We start from the raw sequence: 16,205 nt of genomic DNA on the forward strand, positions 1-16,205 counted from the left end.
TTTGTCCAATGAAGCGCTTTCATTATCTGATATATAATGAGTCTATGAAAGACAAACCAGTCACACCGGGAGGTCATAAGAGATGAAAGTATGGAAAAGCGTAGCAAGTGCGGTACTGGTCAGTGTTCTGCTCGCAGGTTGCGGCTCCAATGCAGGAACGGACAATGGGCAGGAAGAATCGGCATCAGGCAGCACGGTATCACTCAAAGTGTTCGTTGCCCAACCTCGGCTGAAAGAACATTACGATAAATATATAGAGCAGTTCAAAGCCAAGGAGAAAGCAGAGAAAAACATTGAGGTGAACGTGCAACTGGAGATGCCGCCAGCGGACAATGCACCTCAGATTCTCAAGACAAGACTCGCCTCCAATGATGCACCGGATGTATTCGCTCTACATGCAGTCAATGAGATTCCACCGTTTAGCAAAGCGGGTTATCTGGAAGACCTGTCGGGCCAACCTTTTGTCGATAAGTTGCTGGATTCGGTCAAACCTTCCGTAACGGATGCAGGGGGCAAAGTCGTGGCTGTGCCTTTGGAAACGTTATCATGGGGCTATCTGTATAATAAAGATATTTTCGAGGAGCAAGGGCTGGAAGTACCAACGACGTTAACGGAAATGAAAGCGGTCGTGGAGAAACTGAAAGCAGCCAACATTACACCATTTGAACTGTCCTACAAAGAATCCTGGATTCCGCAATTATTCCTGCCACTCACTGTGGGGGCATTAACGCAGTCGGAGCACAAAGACTTCGTCGACAAGATGAATCAGGATCAGGGTTCCTTCTCGGATATGAAAGCGTTGTTCGATGTCTTCGATCTGGTTAATGCGAATGGAACGGACAAAGCGCTGGAAGTGGGCGGAGATGATGGTTCAGCAGCCTTCGCATCAGGAAATGCCGCGATGTGGATTCAGGGACCATGGTTTGCCGAAACCATTCTGAAGTCCAACCCGGACTTGAACTTTGGGGTAGCACCAATGCCGATCAATGACAATCCGGATGATACCAAAATCAATCTGAGTACCTCTACTTCACTGGCAGTATCATCATCCAGCAAGAACAAAGAAGTGGCACTCGATTTCGTGAACTACATTCTTGATGACAAGGATTCAAGTGCATTCTACGAAGCACTCAAGTTCAATCCGGTTGCCAAAATCCATGACTTCAAGAGCTTCCCGTGGGTAGACGATGCCCAGAAATATGTGAGTGAAGGTAAAGCCTATCAGGACCCATCGATCCCGCAAGCGGTGAAAGACGAGTCAGGCAAAGCGTTGCAAGGTTACTACTCTGGGCAATTAAATCAACAGCAGGTTATCGATGCACTCGACAAAGCGTGGAAATCGTACAACAAAGTCAACAAGTAAGGAGTTGCGAGGAATGTAGTACCCGCTTTTGTTGGCAAAATCCCTACGGTTTTGGGGTTTTGTCAACAAATAGGCGGTACTTTATTTCGTCGCAGTCTCCAAGCAGATGATACGTCAGGCAGAACGTTCTTCGTTCCCTCGTTTACGATCATCCGCTTCGAGTGAAAAGGGGGAGAACCAATGGCTACGAATGTGTTCAAGAAGTATCTGTCACTGCTCGCGTTCACTGCGCCTGCCTTTGTCATCTATGCGATTTTCCTGCTGTACCCTACGTTTAGCGGCATGTTCTACAGTCTGACAGATTGGAACGGGCTTAACCGGGATTACAGCTTTATCGGTCTGGGCAACTTCGTGGAATTGTTCAAAGAAGATCCGGACTTTCTGAACTCTCTGTGGTTCACGATGAAATATGTAATATTTATGCTTATTCTGCAAAATGGAATTGCCTTGCTACTTGCCGTGTTGATTGAATCACGGACGCGCAGTAAAGGGCTATTCCGGACCCTGTTCTTCATGCCTAACATGATCAGTACGATCATTAGTGCCTTCATGTGGACATTCATCTTCTCTCAGGTACTGCCACAACTCGCACAGAAACTGGCCATTTCATTCCTGGACCAGCAATGGCTGGGAGATCCGAAGTTTTCATTTTACTCCATTCTGATCGTTTCGCTCTGGAACGGTGTGGGGTATATGATGATCATCTATCTGGCCGCTCTCCAGGGTGTGCCAAAAAGTCTCAAGGAAGCGGCTGTCATTGATGGCGCCAATGCATTCCAGGTGCTGCGCAACGTGGTGCTGCCAATGATTACTCATGCTGTGACCATCTGTTTCTTCCTGACGCTGAACGGAGCATTTAAGGTGTTTGAAGTGGTATATGGACTGACGGGTGGTGGACCGGGCCGTGCTACACAGGTTATCACGATGAATATCTATGAAGAAGCGTTCTCCAACAACTTCAGATACGGCTATGCGAGTGCCAAATCGGTTGTGCTGTTCATCATCGTACTCATCTTCACACTCATTCAGATCACCGTCATGAAGAAGAAAGAGGTGGAAGCATGAGGATGCAACGACTGAACAGTTATCTGATTCGACTGCTGCTGATTCTGGGTTCTCTCGTGGCCATGCTGCCGATCTATATGGCAGTGGTGAACTCTTTCAAAACCCAAGGTGAGATGTTCCAATCTTTTATCGCGCTGCCGGCGACGCTTCACTGGGAGAATTATTCGGACGCGTTTAACAAAATCAATCTGTTGGGCAGTTCGATGAACTCGGCGATTGTATCCTTTCTGGGGATTGGTGGGATCGTCTTCTGTGCCTCATTGGCTGGATACAAGCTGTCACGTACCTCTGGTCGACTGAGCAACCTGATCTTTTTCCTGTTTGTTGCATCCATGCTGGTGCCGTTTCACTCCATCATGATTCCGCTGACTCGGGTAGCCAAAGGCATGGGGGTACAGGGAAGCACGTACGGATTGGCCTTGATCTATATCGGGCTTGGTGTGAACATGGCAATCTTCCTCTATCACGGGTTTGTGAAGTCCATCCCGCGGGAATTGGAGGAATCGGCTCAGATTGATGGATGTAACGAGTTCCAGACGTTCTTCCAGATTATATTCCCGCTCTTGCTTCCGATCACAGTCACCATCGCGATTCTGGACTTCCTGTGGATCTGGAATGACTTCTTGTTGCCGCTGCTCATGTTAACCGATGTGAATCGCTATACGCTGATCCTGTCCACGAACATGCTGTTTGGTGAATATAACAAGGAATGGCCGTTGATTCTGTCCTCCCTGGTACTGACTGCGATTCCGGTTATTCTGATCTATGCTTTCTTCCAGAAGTTCATCATGGAGGGCATTGCAGAGGGTGCTGTAAAAGGGTAGAAGTGTGAAGGAATCCCGCTGTTCATTTGGTAATTTTTCCGATTTTGTTATTCGTATCAAGCTTACAAAACTTACACAAATAGCCTTGATCTAGAGGACATGGTCCTTTCAGGTCAAGGCTGTTTTTTCGGTTGTAAAATCTGGAACCTGCATTCGAACTCAGGAGCCAGCTTTCAGGAGCTTGTGGACAGCTTCTACAAGGCATTGTAGTCCACGCTCCATCTCATCAGGAGAAGCATAGGCGTAAGACAGCCTGATATGACTCGCATCCAGCCTGTCATACAGATAGCCCGGGTGGATAAGCACATCCTGCTCCAGACAGGTATGGAATAACTGGCGGATAGAGAGAGGTTCAACCGTGAAGTTCAACCAGATGTAAAACCCGCCAGCAGGTATCTTCCATTCCGCAATTCCATGGAAGTAACGTTGAAGCAATTCCAGCATAAGGTCTCTGCGTCTGCGTAACTCAGGGCGAAGGCGCTCCATATGTTCTGCATGATGTCCTTCTGCGAACCACAAGGCAGCAGCTTCTTGGGCGAGTGAGCTTGTACCATAATCGGTCTGCATCTTGATATCTGCGAGCCGGCGAATGACCGGTTCCGGCCCGACCAGCCATCCGAGGCGCAGCCCGGGACTGACGGCCTTTGACAGGGTGCCCATATGCAGCACCCGTCCTTCCTGGTCACGCGCTTTTAGCGATGACGGAGGAGGTTGATCCAGCCACAGATCACTATAGGCGGCATCCTCCAGTATGGAGATGCCCATTGTTCGAGCGGTGGTCATCAGTTCTTCCCGGCGGTGATCACTCATCACAGAGCCGGTGGGATTGTGAAAGCTCGGGATCGTATAGAGAAGCGAGATGTGTTCTTGATCTTTTAGATGCTGCGCTGCGTCCTCCAGACGTGCAATGTGCAATCCTTCGTCATCCATCGGAATTCCGCTCATTTTTAATCCTGCCGATTGAAAGGCGTGAATGGAATAAAGGTACGACGGTTTTTCCAGCAGAACCGCTGATCCGCGAGGGAGCAGTCCGACCGAGATCAAGTGCAGGGCCTGAAGAGAGCCTGATACGATTAGTATGGAATCCGGAGAGGCCTGAATGCCGGTTGTCTGCAAATGGACGGATATCGCCTGACGCAGCTCCAGGCTACCTTGAGGTTCCAGGTAGTTCAGTGTGCGAGAACGAAGGGACAGTGTATACAGAATGTCGTTAAAAGCAGCCTGAGGCATCAGCTCCGGGGCAAGCTCCCCTGTACCGAGCCGGATGATGCCGGGCCTGAATTCAGCCTGATTAATCTGCTGGATCTCGGGCAGGTTGGGATAATACCAACCCTCCTCAATGGCTTCATTCCATTTGGGTGTCGCCGCTTCGTGAGCCATGCCATGCCAACCGGAGCCGGAGATATAGGTTCCCCCGCCATGTCTGCCTTCAAGCAGACCCGCGGCAGCCAGATTATCAAGGGCAGTGACCAATGTACTGCGGTTTACCCCCATGGACTCAGCCCATAGTCGCTGTGAGGGAAGACGGTAGCCTGCCGACCATTCACCTGTTGTGATTTTGTGGCGGATATAGGCTTCAATCTGGCGATATAAAGGCAGGTCGAGAGAAGGATTTGGCTTCCAACTCATGTGTAGTCGGGAATCAAAACGTTCCATGACAGGCAGAATCACCTCCGTTTGTCTGTGTAACGAACACTATATCATTTGGTTGGGTCTGATGCCATCCAAGTGGTTGGTTACGTCAGCCCTCATCTGCCCTACTATGGAATACGAGAGAAGGGGGAAGAACGATGGAGGTTGTTATTCACGCAGTGATTCTGGCGTTTGGCCTGATCTTGCCACTGGGTGTGCAGAATGTATTTATTTTTAATCAGGGCATGAGCCAGAGACGTTATATACATGCGTTACCTGCTGTAATAACGGCAGGTGTCAGTGATACGTTGTTAATCGGGGCAGCTGTTGGAGGGGTGTCGCTTATTTTGCTGCAATGGCCAGTGCTGGCGAATGTGTTGTATGCAGCAGGAAGTCTGTTTTTGCTGTATATGGCATGGAGTATATGGCGGTCGTCCGAATCTGTGCAAGGTTCGCAGACGGTAATGTCAGCGGGGAGACAGATTGCGTTCGCTGCATCGGTATCTCTACTCAATCCCCATGCGCTGCTGGATACCGTTGCCGTGATTGGCACCAGTTCGCTTCGGTACGAAGGGGTGGAGCGCATCTATTTTGCCCTGACAGCCGCAGCTGTGTCGTGGGTGTGGTTCTTGGGACTTGCAGGTGCGGGCAGAGTAATTGGGAGAACGGATCGCACTGGACGTATGAGTCTGGTGTTCAATCGATTGTCCGCTGTGGTCATGGTCGGGCTGGCGGTTATGATGCTGTGGAAACTCATCTATGCATAGAAGGACGTGATGTGGCTTATTTTGTTTAGAATTAGAAAACTCCCCGTGACGTTAATCACATGGGGAGTTTTATGCAGGTGCTGAATTTGGTGATCAATAGATGCCTGCTGATCTCGTTATCGAAATGAAACATGTAGTGCTCGATAACGCTTCGGTGTAGCGTCTTTAATATATGGTTAATCATTTAAGGAAGGGTCATCGTTTTCGAATTTATTCTGCCTTCAGCAGCATGGATTCAATAAACACTTTCAGGTCACGGCTTACACTGTTCAACTGATCAATGACCTCGCTGAACTCGGTTACCATCACAGCCTGTTGGTTGCTAGACTGTGAGATGGAAGTGATCTCCTGCTCCATCTGCTGGATGGAATGCTGGACATCCTTCAAGGAACGTTCGATATTCACCGTGGCTTCTTTGGTACCCGTAGAAAGTTTGCGCACTTCGGATGCAACGACGCTGAATCCGGCGCCTGCTTCGCCTGCTCGGGCTGCTTCAATAGCCGCATTCAGGCCCAGTAGATTGGTCTGTTCCGAGATTTCACGGATGAATGCAGCTACCTTATTCACTTCGCCTGAGTTCTGCACTGCCATGCGGGTATTATCCAAAATCTGCGTGGAAGAAGCCGTCAATTGCTCGGATTGGGCAGCCACCGTCTGTACCATATCTGTTAATTTTCCGCTGATTCCGCCGATCAATTCAGTGAAGTACTCCAGTTTCTCCTCATTCTGAAGAGAGAAACCAATGGCAAGTGTGCCCACAATATTTCCTTGCTCATCCCGAAGTGGGGTGGCCGCCGAGTTGATGGATGTGCCATAGAATTTCGCATCAATTCGGTTCGCTGAAGTTTCCCCATGTATAAGTGCACGGCGGAGTGTAGGGTCATCGAGGGAAACGGGGTCTCCTGCCTTGATGCCCAGATCGAGCTCGTTGCTGGGAACATAATACCAGAACTTCTCGGTATCCGTTACTGCAATCATGATATCGTGTTCTTTCAGCATAATTTTAAAATACGGACTTGCTGCAACGAGTGCTTCAACGATGTTCAATAAAGTTCAGCTCCTATAATGTATGTGCATATCATCTAGATGTATTGTATACATCGTCATAATGAGGATAATCTTGAAGGCCTGATAAGGGCATAACGTATATTAATAATATTTTTAACATATGAAACAGGGAAAGTGATATTTTTCAGGAAATTATGAAAACATGACAAAAAAGCAGGCGAGAACAATCAAGTTCTCGTCTGCTTTGTTATCCACTTATTCCTTGTATAACGCTCTGTTTCACGTTTCCCGCAATGAGTTTTACATCACCACCGTACATCACCCGTGAAACACGTGTTATCCGCCAATCTGGGACATGCGCCGTACAGTCGGCGTATGGGATTGCATTTTTTGTTCCAGAGCAAGGGCCATCTCGTGATTCTTCGGTTTCGTACCCAGCGCTTTGAGGAAAAGCGCCGCCATCGCATCCGGATCATCCACGAAGCGGCGAACATTATACTCATCCGACCAGTAGAGGCAGGCTTTGATATGTCCGTCAGCGGTCAGCCGCAGTCGGTTGCAGTTATCACAGAAGTGATCACTCACGGGATGAATCAATCCGAATGTGCCTTCGGAGCCCACAATTTTCATATTGCGTGATGGGCCATTGCCCGCAGGGCCTGTTGTATTTTCTACCGTCCAGCCTGCCTCAGCGCATACATCTGTCACGGCTTCCAGCGGCAAATAGGATTTGCGCCATGAATCCGAAGCATGTCCAATTGGCATATATTCAATAAAACGCACATGAAGAGGCTGATCGATGGTCATGGCAATAAAGTCCTTGATCTCATCATCGTTAATTCCCTTCATCAGCACAACATTTAGCTTGATTGGAGCGAGACCAACGGCTGTTGCAGCCTCAATACCTTTCAGTACCTTGTTCACATCCCCGCCGCGGGTAATCATGGAGAAACGATCAGCGCGCAGGGAATCCAGACTGATGTTAATCCGGTTCAATCCAGCGTCTTTCAATGCCTGAGCTTGCTTATCCAGTAGAAGAGCGTTGGTCGTCAGTGCAATATCGTCAATACCGTCAATCGCCGAGATCATGCCGACGAGCTTATGCAGATCCTTGCGCACCAGCGGTTCGCCCCCAGTGAGCCGAACTTTGCGCATGCCCATCGGAGCGAGCACCTTCAGCACCTGTGCGATCTCTTCATAGCTCATAATCTCATCATGTGGAGCAAACTCCATGCCTTCCGCAGGCATGCAATACACACAGCGTAAATTACAGCGGTCCGTAACAGAAATACGGATGTAGTCATGTATCCGGCCAAATGAATCCTGAAGCAATTCCATGCAGACCACCCTTTCATCGGTTCAGATTGGAAATCTTCTATTATAAATGATACGACAATTTCAAAAGGAACAGTTGCATCAAATTTTAGCTATTTCTCCAATCCACGTCAATGATGACGTCAGATGACAGCATTTTTGGCAGGGTGGTTCAGATGGAATTGTCCCACGAGTTGCTGCAGGAAGACCGTAATGACTTCCACGTTATGCGAAGAATGTTGAACCTGCATCATATCACGGATTAGCTCCATCATCTCAGCCTCCACCTCTGCAGAAGTAGCCCGATTTTGATGGCTGATTGCAGCAATATTCTCCATCAGCATGACCACTTGATCCACGACTTGTGTCCGCTCAGGTTCTTCAGCGGTAGCGTTTTGCAGAAGTTGCGAAGCGGCCTGAACCAGTGTTGTACCTTCAGCAAGCACCTGATCTCCCTCTGTGATTAATTGGGATGCAGCTCCTGCTGCCGTGGAGATCCGGTCCAGAATCTGATGAATATTATCAGTAGAAGAGCGGGATAAATCGGCCAGCTTACGGATTTCTCCTGCCACGACCGAGAAGCCTTGGCCATGTTCGCCCACACGTGCAGCTTCAATCGTAGCATTCAGAGCCAGCAGGTTGGTCTGAGCTGAAATTTCATCAATGACAGCCAGTGCGCGGTATATCTCTTTCATCGTATCCATGAAGGACAAGATCGTACGGTTGGTATCGGATACCGCTCCAGAGATTTGGGTCATTTTGTCGCCGATTCGTTCCACTTCCTGCTGGGCCACACCGATCTGTTCGGTTGCGGTGGTCTCCAGTTGTTGCAGCGTTATGCGCATGTGATCGGCAGCGATCTTGGCCTGATCGAGATCTTCCAGTTGGGTACGGATAGCCTGAATCATCGAACCCAGCTTGTAGTTCACACGTTCAGTTGTGCCCTGGGTTGTCTCTGTTGAAGTTCGCATCTGAACCTGATTATCCATAACGTCTACCGTGGCAAGTTGTACCTTCAGCATAATGCCTTCCAGAGAATCGATCATGTTGTTGATCCACTTGGCCAGTTCACCCGATTCGTCTTGGGCAAAGGCAGAAGTGTCCAGGCGCTGGGTCAGATCCCCCCTGCCCTCGGCGTTGATTCGAATAAATCGGCTGATGCGGCGCAAATCTTCATGAACACGTATATATTGTCTACGATGCAGCTGTAATGCAGTGAAGAATCCGAATAACATATTAAAAGCCGCCATTGCTGCCGAACTCCATCCACTGTCAGTGAGGGCGTAGACAAGAGCGGCTCCTGCAACGCCCGACAAAAGCGTAAAGAAACTGTGTTGCTTGAACTGGCGCCAGCCAATGCTTCGTACCCGATACACTTCCTCCAGATCCCCTTCGCACATCATGCCCCAACGATCAGGACAGTGTGGCAGCTGGAAGGTGATGCCTTTACCGATTACAGAAATATGGCGGTAATCCGAGTAGCCGGGAAAAGCTACGAACAGATTGGAACCATTCTGAATGGTATTTGCTACGCCAGGGTGTAGCTCTCCCGTTGACGGGTCGGTGAACATAAGCTCCAGCTCGGTATGATGCTTAACGGAAACGATGCCCCAATCAGTGGTGACACCATCTTTCAGATTTTCTCCATGTGTAAAGGTACGATCTTCAAAGCGGCTTCTGGACAAGGCAGTGCCGGGCTGTAGATGGGGCCGTAATGTTGACTCAGCCATAAAGAGATAGTTGTCACCTGAATCGGGATAGATGTGGCCTGACTCCCGCTGAATCAGGTCACCGAGTACATCTCCGGGAACACGGCTGCATAATGAACCAACATATTGACCTTCCTGTAGAATGGGGTTGATAAACAGCAAGGTGACATCATCGTGAAAAGCGGACGAGCGTGGACCAATATCCAACGTCAATGGATCGGAATAAGGACCGTACAAACATTTTTGAGGATGATGATCTGCTCTGGAATACTTCAATCCTGGTCCAATCAATGCTTCGTGATCTTCATAGATCTGTCCAACATGTTTCTTGTATGTAGAGAATACCACCTGATTCTGTTCGTTCAACATAAATAGTTCCGTACTGTCAACGGCTCGTATATAACTGGATTGTAACCATGCATCTAGTTTGTTTCGTTGCTGTGTACCTTCTAACACAGCTTGTAATGGAACGGATTGTATCTGTTGAAGCAATCGATCCAGGTGATTCCATTGTTCATCTGCCCAGTCCATCATAAGCTGCCGCCGCGTTTCGGCAATTCCTTCAAAAATCTGTTCTACATCTTCCTTAATATGTGCGTTCAACCGATACGATCGCCACAGCGGCAATCCTTTTCTCCATCCCAGCCAATCAAACATCATAACCACCCCGATTTCTGGATTTGAAAGCTTCGTTCTACTGATCTTTGGATAGACCTATCTATGTGGTTTTCAAAGCGAAATCTAACAGAGGAATCCAGCCCTCCCTGGTGGTTGATCCGGAACAATGGTACCGCCTTCATCATTCAGAAGAATTGACCACATGGTAGTGGAAGTCCTTGTACGTCTATTCAATCTTTATACAAGAAAACGAACAAGAATACGAGGGGATATGTCATATTTTCCGAATATTTAATCAATAAATACAAATGATCGTGCGCTTCTTGTTAGGTGAAATACATGTTAGCTATATACCAGGGAAACTCACATGGATGTATCTGAGAACCTGTCTCATTTTACATTGTGTAACATGAACAGGCCCATACTCAAAACACACTGTATAATGTAATTCCCGCCCAAAGCGATATAGTATTATCTAACAAGCAAAACCTGTTACGTTCGTGTATGTAAACCTCCCATTCAGCCTTGGTGTGCAATGAAAATATCTTCCGCAAAGGAGAATGCCCATGCCCTCCAGATCCTCAGCTACTGTCCCCGAAGCCTTCCATATTGATGTAAATCATGTGTCCGTCGTCTTTGGCACAGGTACACAACAAGTCACTGCCTTGTCGGATGTTACATTCCAGATCCAGTCCAATGAGTTTGTCTCCCTGCTGGGTCCTTCCGGCTGTGGCAAGTCGACCTTGCTTCGGCTGGTGGGTGATCTGCTTCAGCCCACCTCAGGCACTGTTCGCATTGCAGGTGAGGAACCTGAACGGGCTCGACTACAGCGAAAGTTCGGCATCGTCTTTCAGACACCAGCCCTGTTCAATTGGCGCACCGTTCGTCACAATGTGGAATTGCCATTGGAGCTGCTCGGTACCCGTCGGAAGGAGTGTCGCCGCATCAGCGGTGAGCTGCTTGAGATGGTAGGGCTAACCCGCTTCGCCGACCATTACCCATGGCAGCTCAGTGGAGGCATGCAGCAACGGGTATCCATTGCGCGTGCCCTTGCGCTTGATCCACCATTGCTGCTCATGGATGAACCCTTCTCCGCTCTGGACGAATTCACCAAAGAAAAGCTTCAATTGGAGCTACTTGAGATCAAGCGCTCGACCGGCAAGACCTTCCTCTTTGTCACACACAGCATCCCCGAAGCCGTATTTCTGTCCGACCGGATCATCGTACTCTCGGCGCATCCGGGGCAAGTACATTCCATTCATTCCGTCAATCTGCCTTCTGAACGCCATCGTGAACTGAGAGAAACAGAAGCCTTCTACCACATGATCACGACTATTCGCAATTGCTTCTACGAGGAGCGTGATGAATCTCATGTCCCCGCGGTTCTTTAAACCGGGATATCGATCCTGGGTTGTCATATGGATTATGGCCGTATTGGTGCTGTGGGAAGGTATTGCCTGGATGCTCCAACTGTTCCTGTCACCCCAGCAGGCGGCGTCTCGCCTTCCTTATCTGCACGATGTCCTTGCAGCCTTGTTTCGTTACTCGGGTACGCTGGCAGAGCAGGGAGCTGTGACCTTTGGCAATGCCGCCATTGGTTTTGCAGGGGGAACGATGCTTGGTCTGGGGCTGGCGTTACTCATGAGCGGGGCTGTCTGGCTGGAGCGCACGTTATCGCCATATGTTGTCTCCTCACAGATGGTTCCGGTGATTGGTCTCGCACCAATTGTGTACGGCATCATCCACAATGCAGAATGGGCGCGCATGGTTATGGCGGCGTATGTCACTTTCTTCCCCATCATCATCCATACCTTAAAAGGATTGAAAAGCGCAGCCCCGGAGCATCTGGAACTGATGCGTTCTTGTGGAGCTTCATTGACTGCACGATATATCAAATGTCTGCTGCCCTCAGCACTGCCGGGATTATTTTCAGGTATGAAAATAGCTGCTCCGCTGGCGGTGACCTCTTCCATCGTTGTGGAATTGATGGGAGCCCCTGACGGACTCGGTGTCCTGATGGTTAGTTCGTTATATTACGGCCATGCCCAAGTGGGCATGTTCTGGGCCACCATCATGCTTAGCATTGGTATTGGCCTGATCTCGTATCTGGTCATCAGCTTGGCCGAACGTTGGCTGACCCCCTGGCAGCCTGAATTCAGGGCCAAAGGAGGTGATGCCACATGAGTGAAGGTAGAGTTATGCGGCGGAAGCGGGATGAAAGTGTGGCAATTGCTGCTGTCCATGGCGCGGCTACACCCCTCACGGGTTCACAGATGACATCTGCTCCCGGATCGGAAATTCATGGACAACAGGGACAGGCCGGAAAGGCCAGATCGGACACCGGCGTTCGCGGGCGATCGATTGTACTGAACATGCTTCCTTGGGGTGCAGGGGTGATGTTTCTCGCTCTCTGGCAGCTCAGGTTGTTTCATTGGATATTCTCGCTGGAAAGTTACCAACTGCCTGTGCCTTCCGCGATTGCGATATCCATTCAGGAAAATGCCAATATGCTCTTTCGTTACGCGATGTACAGTGGAACGGAAATGCTGGGTGGTTTCCTGCTGGGTTCCCTGCTAGGCGCTCTGGCAGCGGCGGGTGCGTCTTTCTTTCCAACAAGCGGCAAGGCGGCGGTTACCATTCTGTCTGCACTGAACGCCGTTCCGATTGTGGCCCTTGCCCCGATTATGAACAATTGGTTCGGTGACGGGATCTGGTCGCGTATTGCAGTCATCACCGTCATTACGATGTCGGCCATGGCGGTCAGCTTGTTTAAGGGGTTGACCTCCATGCAGCCCCAGTACAGTGATCTGCTGAGTGGTCTTGCCGCGAGCAGGATGCAGTTTTTTTGGAAGCTGAGACTCCCTCACGCCATACCGTCCCTCTTTGCGGGTCTGAAGATCAACATGTCGACCAGTATTATCGGGGCCATTGTGGGTGAATTTTTCATCGCTTCCCAGGGGCTGGGGTACTTGCTCTCGGATCAGATTCGACTGGCAAACATGCCTCTGGCCTGGTCCTGCATTGTTATCGCTGCCGCGCTTGGCATTGTGCTGTATGAAGCTGTTGTTCTGGCAGAAAAGCGACTCATTCCTTGGAATCGTGCACGCACAGATCCATAACGTACATCAGGTTAGCAACCATAGATTGATAGAGCTGGCGAAGTAGAGCCTCACACTGCCTGATTGAAAAATCGCATATACACAGGGGGTTGTTCTGTCCATGTACAAAACGTTGAAGTTGGGTCTGCTGGTCATGGTTATGTTGGTGGTTACGGTGCTGGGCGCATGTTCTACGAAGTCTGAGCCAGCTAAGGAACCTGTTGCTGCGAGTTCAGGAGGGGCGGGAGAAGCAAATCAACCCTTAACCAAAGTGAAGATTCAACTGAAATGGGTGCCTCAGGCGCAGTTTGCCGGAATCTATGCTGCGAAGGAAAAAGGTTTTTTTGCAGATGAAGGCATTGATGCCGAGATTATTCCGGGTGGTCCGGATATCGTAATTGAGCAGCAGGTGGTCAATGGCGCAGCCGATGTGGGCATCACAGGAGTAGACAGTCTGCTGGTCAGCCGGGATAACGGTCTGCCTCTCGTCTCACTCGCCCAGATCTCACAGAAGAGTAGTTATCGCTTGATCGCCAAGAAGTCCCTCGGCATCACCGATCCCGCTCAGATGAAAGGCAAGAAGGTCAGTACGTGGTTCGGCAGTCAGCAGTTTCAGGTGCTTGCGTTCATGGAGAAGAACGGCCTGGACCCGAAGAAAGATATTGAACTGGTGAAGCAGGGGTTCACGATGGATCAGTTTTTCAACGATCAGGTAGATGTAGCTACGGCGACGATCTATAACGAATACCACGTAGTACTGGAAAGTGGAACGAAAGAATCCGATCTGGATGTATTTAATATTGAAGATGCCGGTGTTGGGATGCTGGAGGATACGCTGATTGCCAAGAAGGATTGGGTAGACAGCAATCGTGAGCTAGCGGTTAAAGTGACCCGTGCCATTCTGAAAGGCTGGAATTACGCCATCGACAATCAGGATGAGACAGTGGATATCGTGATGAGTAATGTGACGGAGGGCAGCACCACCCGTGAACATCAGGTCACGATGCTGGAAGAGATCGCAAAGTTGATTCGCCCGGAAGGATTTACGGAGCAGCAAGTTGGCAGTTTTGTAGATGAGTCATTTACCCGAACTGCGGATATTGCACTAAATTATGGCTTGATCAAAAAAGCCGCCAACCTGGATGAAGCGCTGGAGAAAAGCATCTATGAAGAAGCGGCGATTGATATGACGAAGTAATTAGGCTGGGAACAAGCATTTACACGAAAACGAAGAGTGCAGAACCAATCTGAAGAAGCGAAGCGTGCGCCTTTATCCCCGGATTTTTTCCTTAAGGAAAAATAAATCTAGAAAATCTGGGGATAACAGCGATCTGAAGATGGTACTGCAATCGGAGTGGCGAGTGTAAAGTCTGTAGGTCCAGCTTAAAGAGAGGAGGATGACGAATGAGTTCTGTGGATCAGCAGCCGCAGCCGCTTGGCGGTACGAAGGAAGAATGGCTGGAGAAGGATCGCAAATACGTATGGCATCACATCTCACCTCATAACGATCATCCGATGATTGCAGTAAGCGGGGAGGGCAGTTGGATTACCGATCAGGATGGTACGCGTTATCTGGATGCGATGTCGGGACTGTGGTGTGTGAATGTAGGGCATGGCCGTGAGGAGATTGCGAGAAGTGCCTACGAACAGATGAAAGCACTTGCTTATGTACCGATGACGCAGAGTCATGAACCGGCGATTTTGCTGGCGGAGAAGCTGAATGACTGGTTGGAGGGGGAGTATCGAATATTCTTCTCCAACTCGGGTTCAGATGCAAATGAGGTGGCTTTCAAAATAGCCCGTCAGTACCACCATCAGAATGGTGAGCCTGCTCGGCATAAATTCATCTCCCGTCACCGTGCCTATCACGGCAATTCCATGGGCGCACTGGGCGCGACCGGGCAAGCTGCCCGCAAGATCAAATATGAACCACTCGGCGTAGGTTTCTCTCATGTTCCACCACCGTATTGTTACCGCTGTCCGTTTGGACGAAACAAGGATGGATGCGGACTCGAGTGTGCAACCATCTATGAAGAGGTGATTCGTTGGGAAGGTCCTGAGACGGTTGCCGCAGTGATTATGGAGCCGGTGATTACAGGGGGCGGCATGATTGTCCCGCCGCCGGATTATATGCGTACCGTACAAGAGATCTGTCAGCGTTACGGCGTGCTGCTCATTGTCGATGAGGTCATCTGTGGTTTTGGCCGCTCGGGGCAGAAGTTTGGTCATCAGAATTATGGCGTACAGCCAGATATTGTGACGATGGCCAAGGGGATGACCAGTGCATATTCACCGTTGTCAGCAACGGCGGTGCGAGCCGAACTGTACGATACGTTCCGGGAACCCGGTCCGGATGCACACTTTCGGCATGTGAATACATTTGGCGGGAATCCCGTGTCCTGCCGGGTGGCACTGGCGAATCTGGAGATTCTGGAACGAGAGAATCTGGTCAGCCGGGCAGAAGAACTGGGATATTTGCTTCGTGAGAAGCTGGAGCCATTGCTGGAGTTGTCCATTGTGGGGGATATCCGCTCATTCGGATTCGCCTGCGGGGTGGAGTTGATTGAAGCAGACGGGTCTCCTGCGGAAGCGGATAAAGTAATGAAGGTACTCGCCAGTTGCAAAAGGGACGGGATTCTGATTGGCAAGAACGGTGATACCGTACCGGGATTTGCAAACATTTTGACCATCTCCCCACCGTTTGTCACCACCGAGGAAGAACTGGATCTGATCGCTGGAAGTTTGCTTGTTGCACTACGTAGTCTGGACGCGGGTTAGTTGCCCTAAATGGATGGATAACACAAAAG

Annotated in this window: 13 protein-coding genes; 9 read left to right on the plus strand and 4 right to left on the minus strand. The window is 49.7% G+C overall.

The window, feature by feature from the left end:
• Window positions 1-82: 82 nt before the first annotated feature.
• The 3 genes from ACTHPG_RS20490 to ACTHPG_RS20500 all read left to right on the plus strand — a co-directional run bounded on the left by ACTHPG_RS20490 (window position 83) and on the right by ACTHPG_RS20500 (window position 3,252).
• A complete protein-coding gene (locus ACTHPG_RS20490) occupies window positions 83-1,363 on the plus strand; it encodes an ABC transporter substrate-binding protein (protein WP_440391285.1) in 1,281 nt (426 codons plus the stop codon).
• A gap of 180 nt (window positions 1,364-1,543) precedes the next feature.
• Window positions 1,544-2,428 (plus strand): carbohydrate ABC transporter permease, encoded by an 885-nt coding sequence (locus ACTHPG_RS20495; protein ID WP_124116573.1) that lies wholly within the window; start codon window positions 1,544-1,546, stop codon window positions 2,426-2,428.
• Window positions 2,425-3,252 carry a carbohydrate ABC transporter permease gene (locus tag ACTHPG_RS20500; protein WP_440391286.1) on the plus strand — a complete coding sequence of 276 codons (828 nt, stop codon included), beginning with the start codon at window positions 2,425-2,427 and terminating at the stop codon, window positions 3,250-3,252. Before ACTHPG_RS20495 ends, ACTHPG_RS20500 begins: the two co-directional genes overlap by 4 nt.
• 159 nt (window positions 3,253-3,411) lie before the next feature.
• Here the strand turns inward: ACTHPG_RS20500 and ACTHPG_RS20505 are convergent, their stop codons facing one another.
• Window positions 3,412-4,908, minus strand: coding sequence for a PLP-dependent aminotransferase family protein (locus tag ACTHPG_RS20505; protein ID WP_440391287.1), 1,497 nt, complete (start codon window positions 4,906-4,908; stop codon window positions 3,412-3,414).
• A gap of 134 nt (window positions 4,909-5,042) precedes the next feature.
• Here ACTHPG_RS20505 and ACTHPG_RS20510 point away from each other — a divergent pair, with 134 nt between their 5' ends.
• The gene (locus tag ACTHPG_RS20510) at window positions 5,043-5,651 is read left to right on the plus strand and encodes a LysE/ArgO family amino acid transporter (protein ID WP_440391288.1); all 609 of its coding nucleotides are present in this window, start codon (window positions 5,043-5,045) and stop codon (window positions 5,649-5,651) included.
• A gap of 210 nt (window positions 5,652-5,861) precedes the next feature.
• On the opposite strand, the gene ACTHPG_RS20515 is transcribed toward ACTHPG_RS20510, so the two are convergent.
• The 3 genes from ACTHPG_RS20515 to ACTHPG_RS20525 form a co-directional block, all read right to left on the minus strand.
• A complete protein-coding gene (locus tag ACTHPG_RS20515; protein WP_210109246.1) occupies window positions 5,862-6,698 on the minus strand; it encodes a methyl-accepting chemotaxis protein in 837 nt (278 codons plus the stop codon).
• Between the two features lie 297 nt (window positions 6,699-6,995).
• Window positions 6,996-7,997 (minus strand): GTP 3',8-cyclase MoaA, encoded by a 1,002-nt coding sequence (moaA, locus tag ACTHPG_RS20520; protein ID WP_440391289.1) that lies wholly within the window; start codon window positions 7,995-7,997, stop codon window positions 6,996-6,998.
• A 119-nt stretch (window positions 7,998-8,116) separates the two neighbouring features.
• Window positions 8,117-10,342, minus strand: a complete 2,226-nt coding sequence (locus tag ACTHPG_RS20525) for a methyl-accepting chemotaxis protein (RefSeq protein ID WP_440391290.1) — start codon at window positions 10,340-10,342, stop codon at window positions 8,117-8,119.
• A 524-nt stretch (window positions 10,343-10,866) separates the two neighbouring features.
• On the opposite strand from ACTHPG_RS20525, the gene ACTHPG_RS20530 reads away from it, so the two are divergent.
• From ACTHPG_RS20530 to ACTHPG_RS20550, 5 genes are all read left to right on the plus strand, one after another.
• Window positions 10,867-11,691, plus strand: a complete 825-nt coding sequence (locus ACTHPG_RS20530; protein WP_440391291.1) for an ABC transporter ATP-binding protein — start codon at window positions 10,867-10,869, stop codon at window positions 11,689-11,691.
• Window positions 11,672-12,484, plus strand: coding sequence for an ABC transporter permease (locus ACTHPG_RS20535; RefSeq protein ID WP_440391292.1), 813 nt, complete (start codon window positions 11,672-11,674; stop codon window positions 12,482-12,484). Before ACTHPG_RS20530 ends, ACTHPG_RS20535 begins: the two co-directional genes overlap by 20 nt.
• On the plus strand, window positions 12,481-13,419 hold the full coding sequence (locus ACTHPG_RS20540; RefSeq protein WP_440391293.1) for an ABC transporter permease: 939 nt from the start codon (window positions 12,481-12,483) through the stop codon (window positions 13,417-13,419). Before ACTHPG_RS20535 ends, ACTHPG_RS20540 begins: the two co-directional genes overlap by 4 nt.
• 100 nt (window positions 13,420-13,519) lie before the next feature.
• Window positions 13,520-14,596 (plus strand): ABC transporter substrate-binding protein, encoded by a 1,077-nt coding sequence (locus ACTHPG_RS20545; RefSeq protein WP_440391294.1) that lies wholly within the window; start codon window positions 13,520-13,522, stop codon window positions 14,594-14,596.
• A 206-nt stretch (window positions 14,597-14,802) separates the two neighbouring features.
• Window positions 14,803-16,176, plus strand: coding sequence for an aspartate aminotransferase family protein (locus ACTHPG_RS20550; protein ID WP_440391295.1), 1,374 nt, complete (start codon window positions 14,803-14,805; stop codon window positions 16,174-16,176).
• Window positions 16,177-16,205 lie beyond the last annotated feature (29 nt).

The organism is Paenibacillus sp. SAF-068 (assembly GCF_051967555.1).
Classification (GTDB): domain Bacteria; phylum Bacillota; class Bacilli; order Paenibacillales; family Paenibacillaceae; genus Paenibacillus.

Coding starts and splice junctions, on each gene's coding strand:
- ACTHPG_RS20490 (WP_440391285.1), top strand. CDS start 83: ATGAAAGTATGGAAAAGCGTAGCAAGTGCGGTACTGGTCAGTGTTCTG.
- ACTHPG_RS20495 (WP_124116573.1), top strand. CDS start 1,544: ATGGCTACGAATGTGTTCAAGAAGTATCTGTCACTGCTCGCGTTCACT.
- ACTHPG_RS20500 (WP_440391286.1), top strand. CDS start 2,425: ATGAGGATGCAACGACTGAACAGTTATCTGATTCGACTGCTGCTGATT.
- ACTHPG_RS20505 (WP_440391287.1), bottom strand. CDS start 4,908: ATGGAACGTTTTGATTCCCGACTACACATGAGTTGGAAGCCAAATCCT.
- ACTHPG_RS20510 (WP_440391288.1), top strand. CDS start 5,043: ATGGAGGTTGTTATTCACGCAGTGATTCTGGCGTTTGGCCTGATCTTG.
- moaA (WP_440391289.1), bottom strand. CDS start 7,997: ATGGAATTGCTTCAGGATTCATTTGGCCGGATACATGACTACATCCGT.
- ACTHPG_RS20525 (WP_440391290.1), bottom strand. CDS start 10,342: ATGATGTTTGATTGGCTGGGATGGAGAAAAGGATTGCCGCTGTGGCGA.
- ACTHPG_RS20530 (WP_440391291.1), top strand. CDS start 10,867: ATGCCCTCCAGATCCTCAGCTACTGTCCCCGAAGCCTTCCATATTGAT.
- ACTHPG_RS20535 (WP_440391292.1), top strand. CDS start 11,672: ATGTCCCCGCGGTTCTTTAAACCGGGATATCGATCCTGGGTTGTCATA.
- ACTHPG_RS20540 (WP_440391293.1), top strand. CDS start 12,481: ATGAGTGAAGGTAGAGTTATGCGGCGGAAGCGGGATGAAAGTGTGGCA.
- ACTHPG_RS20545 (WP_440391294.1), top strand. CDS start 13,520: ATGTACAAAACGTTGAAGTTGGGTCTGCTGGTCATGGTTATGTTGGTG.
- ACTHPG_RS20550 (WP_440391295.1), top strand. CDS start 14,803: ATGAGTTCTGTGGATCAGCAGCCGCAGCCGCTTGGCGGTACGAAGGAA.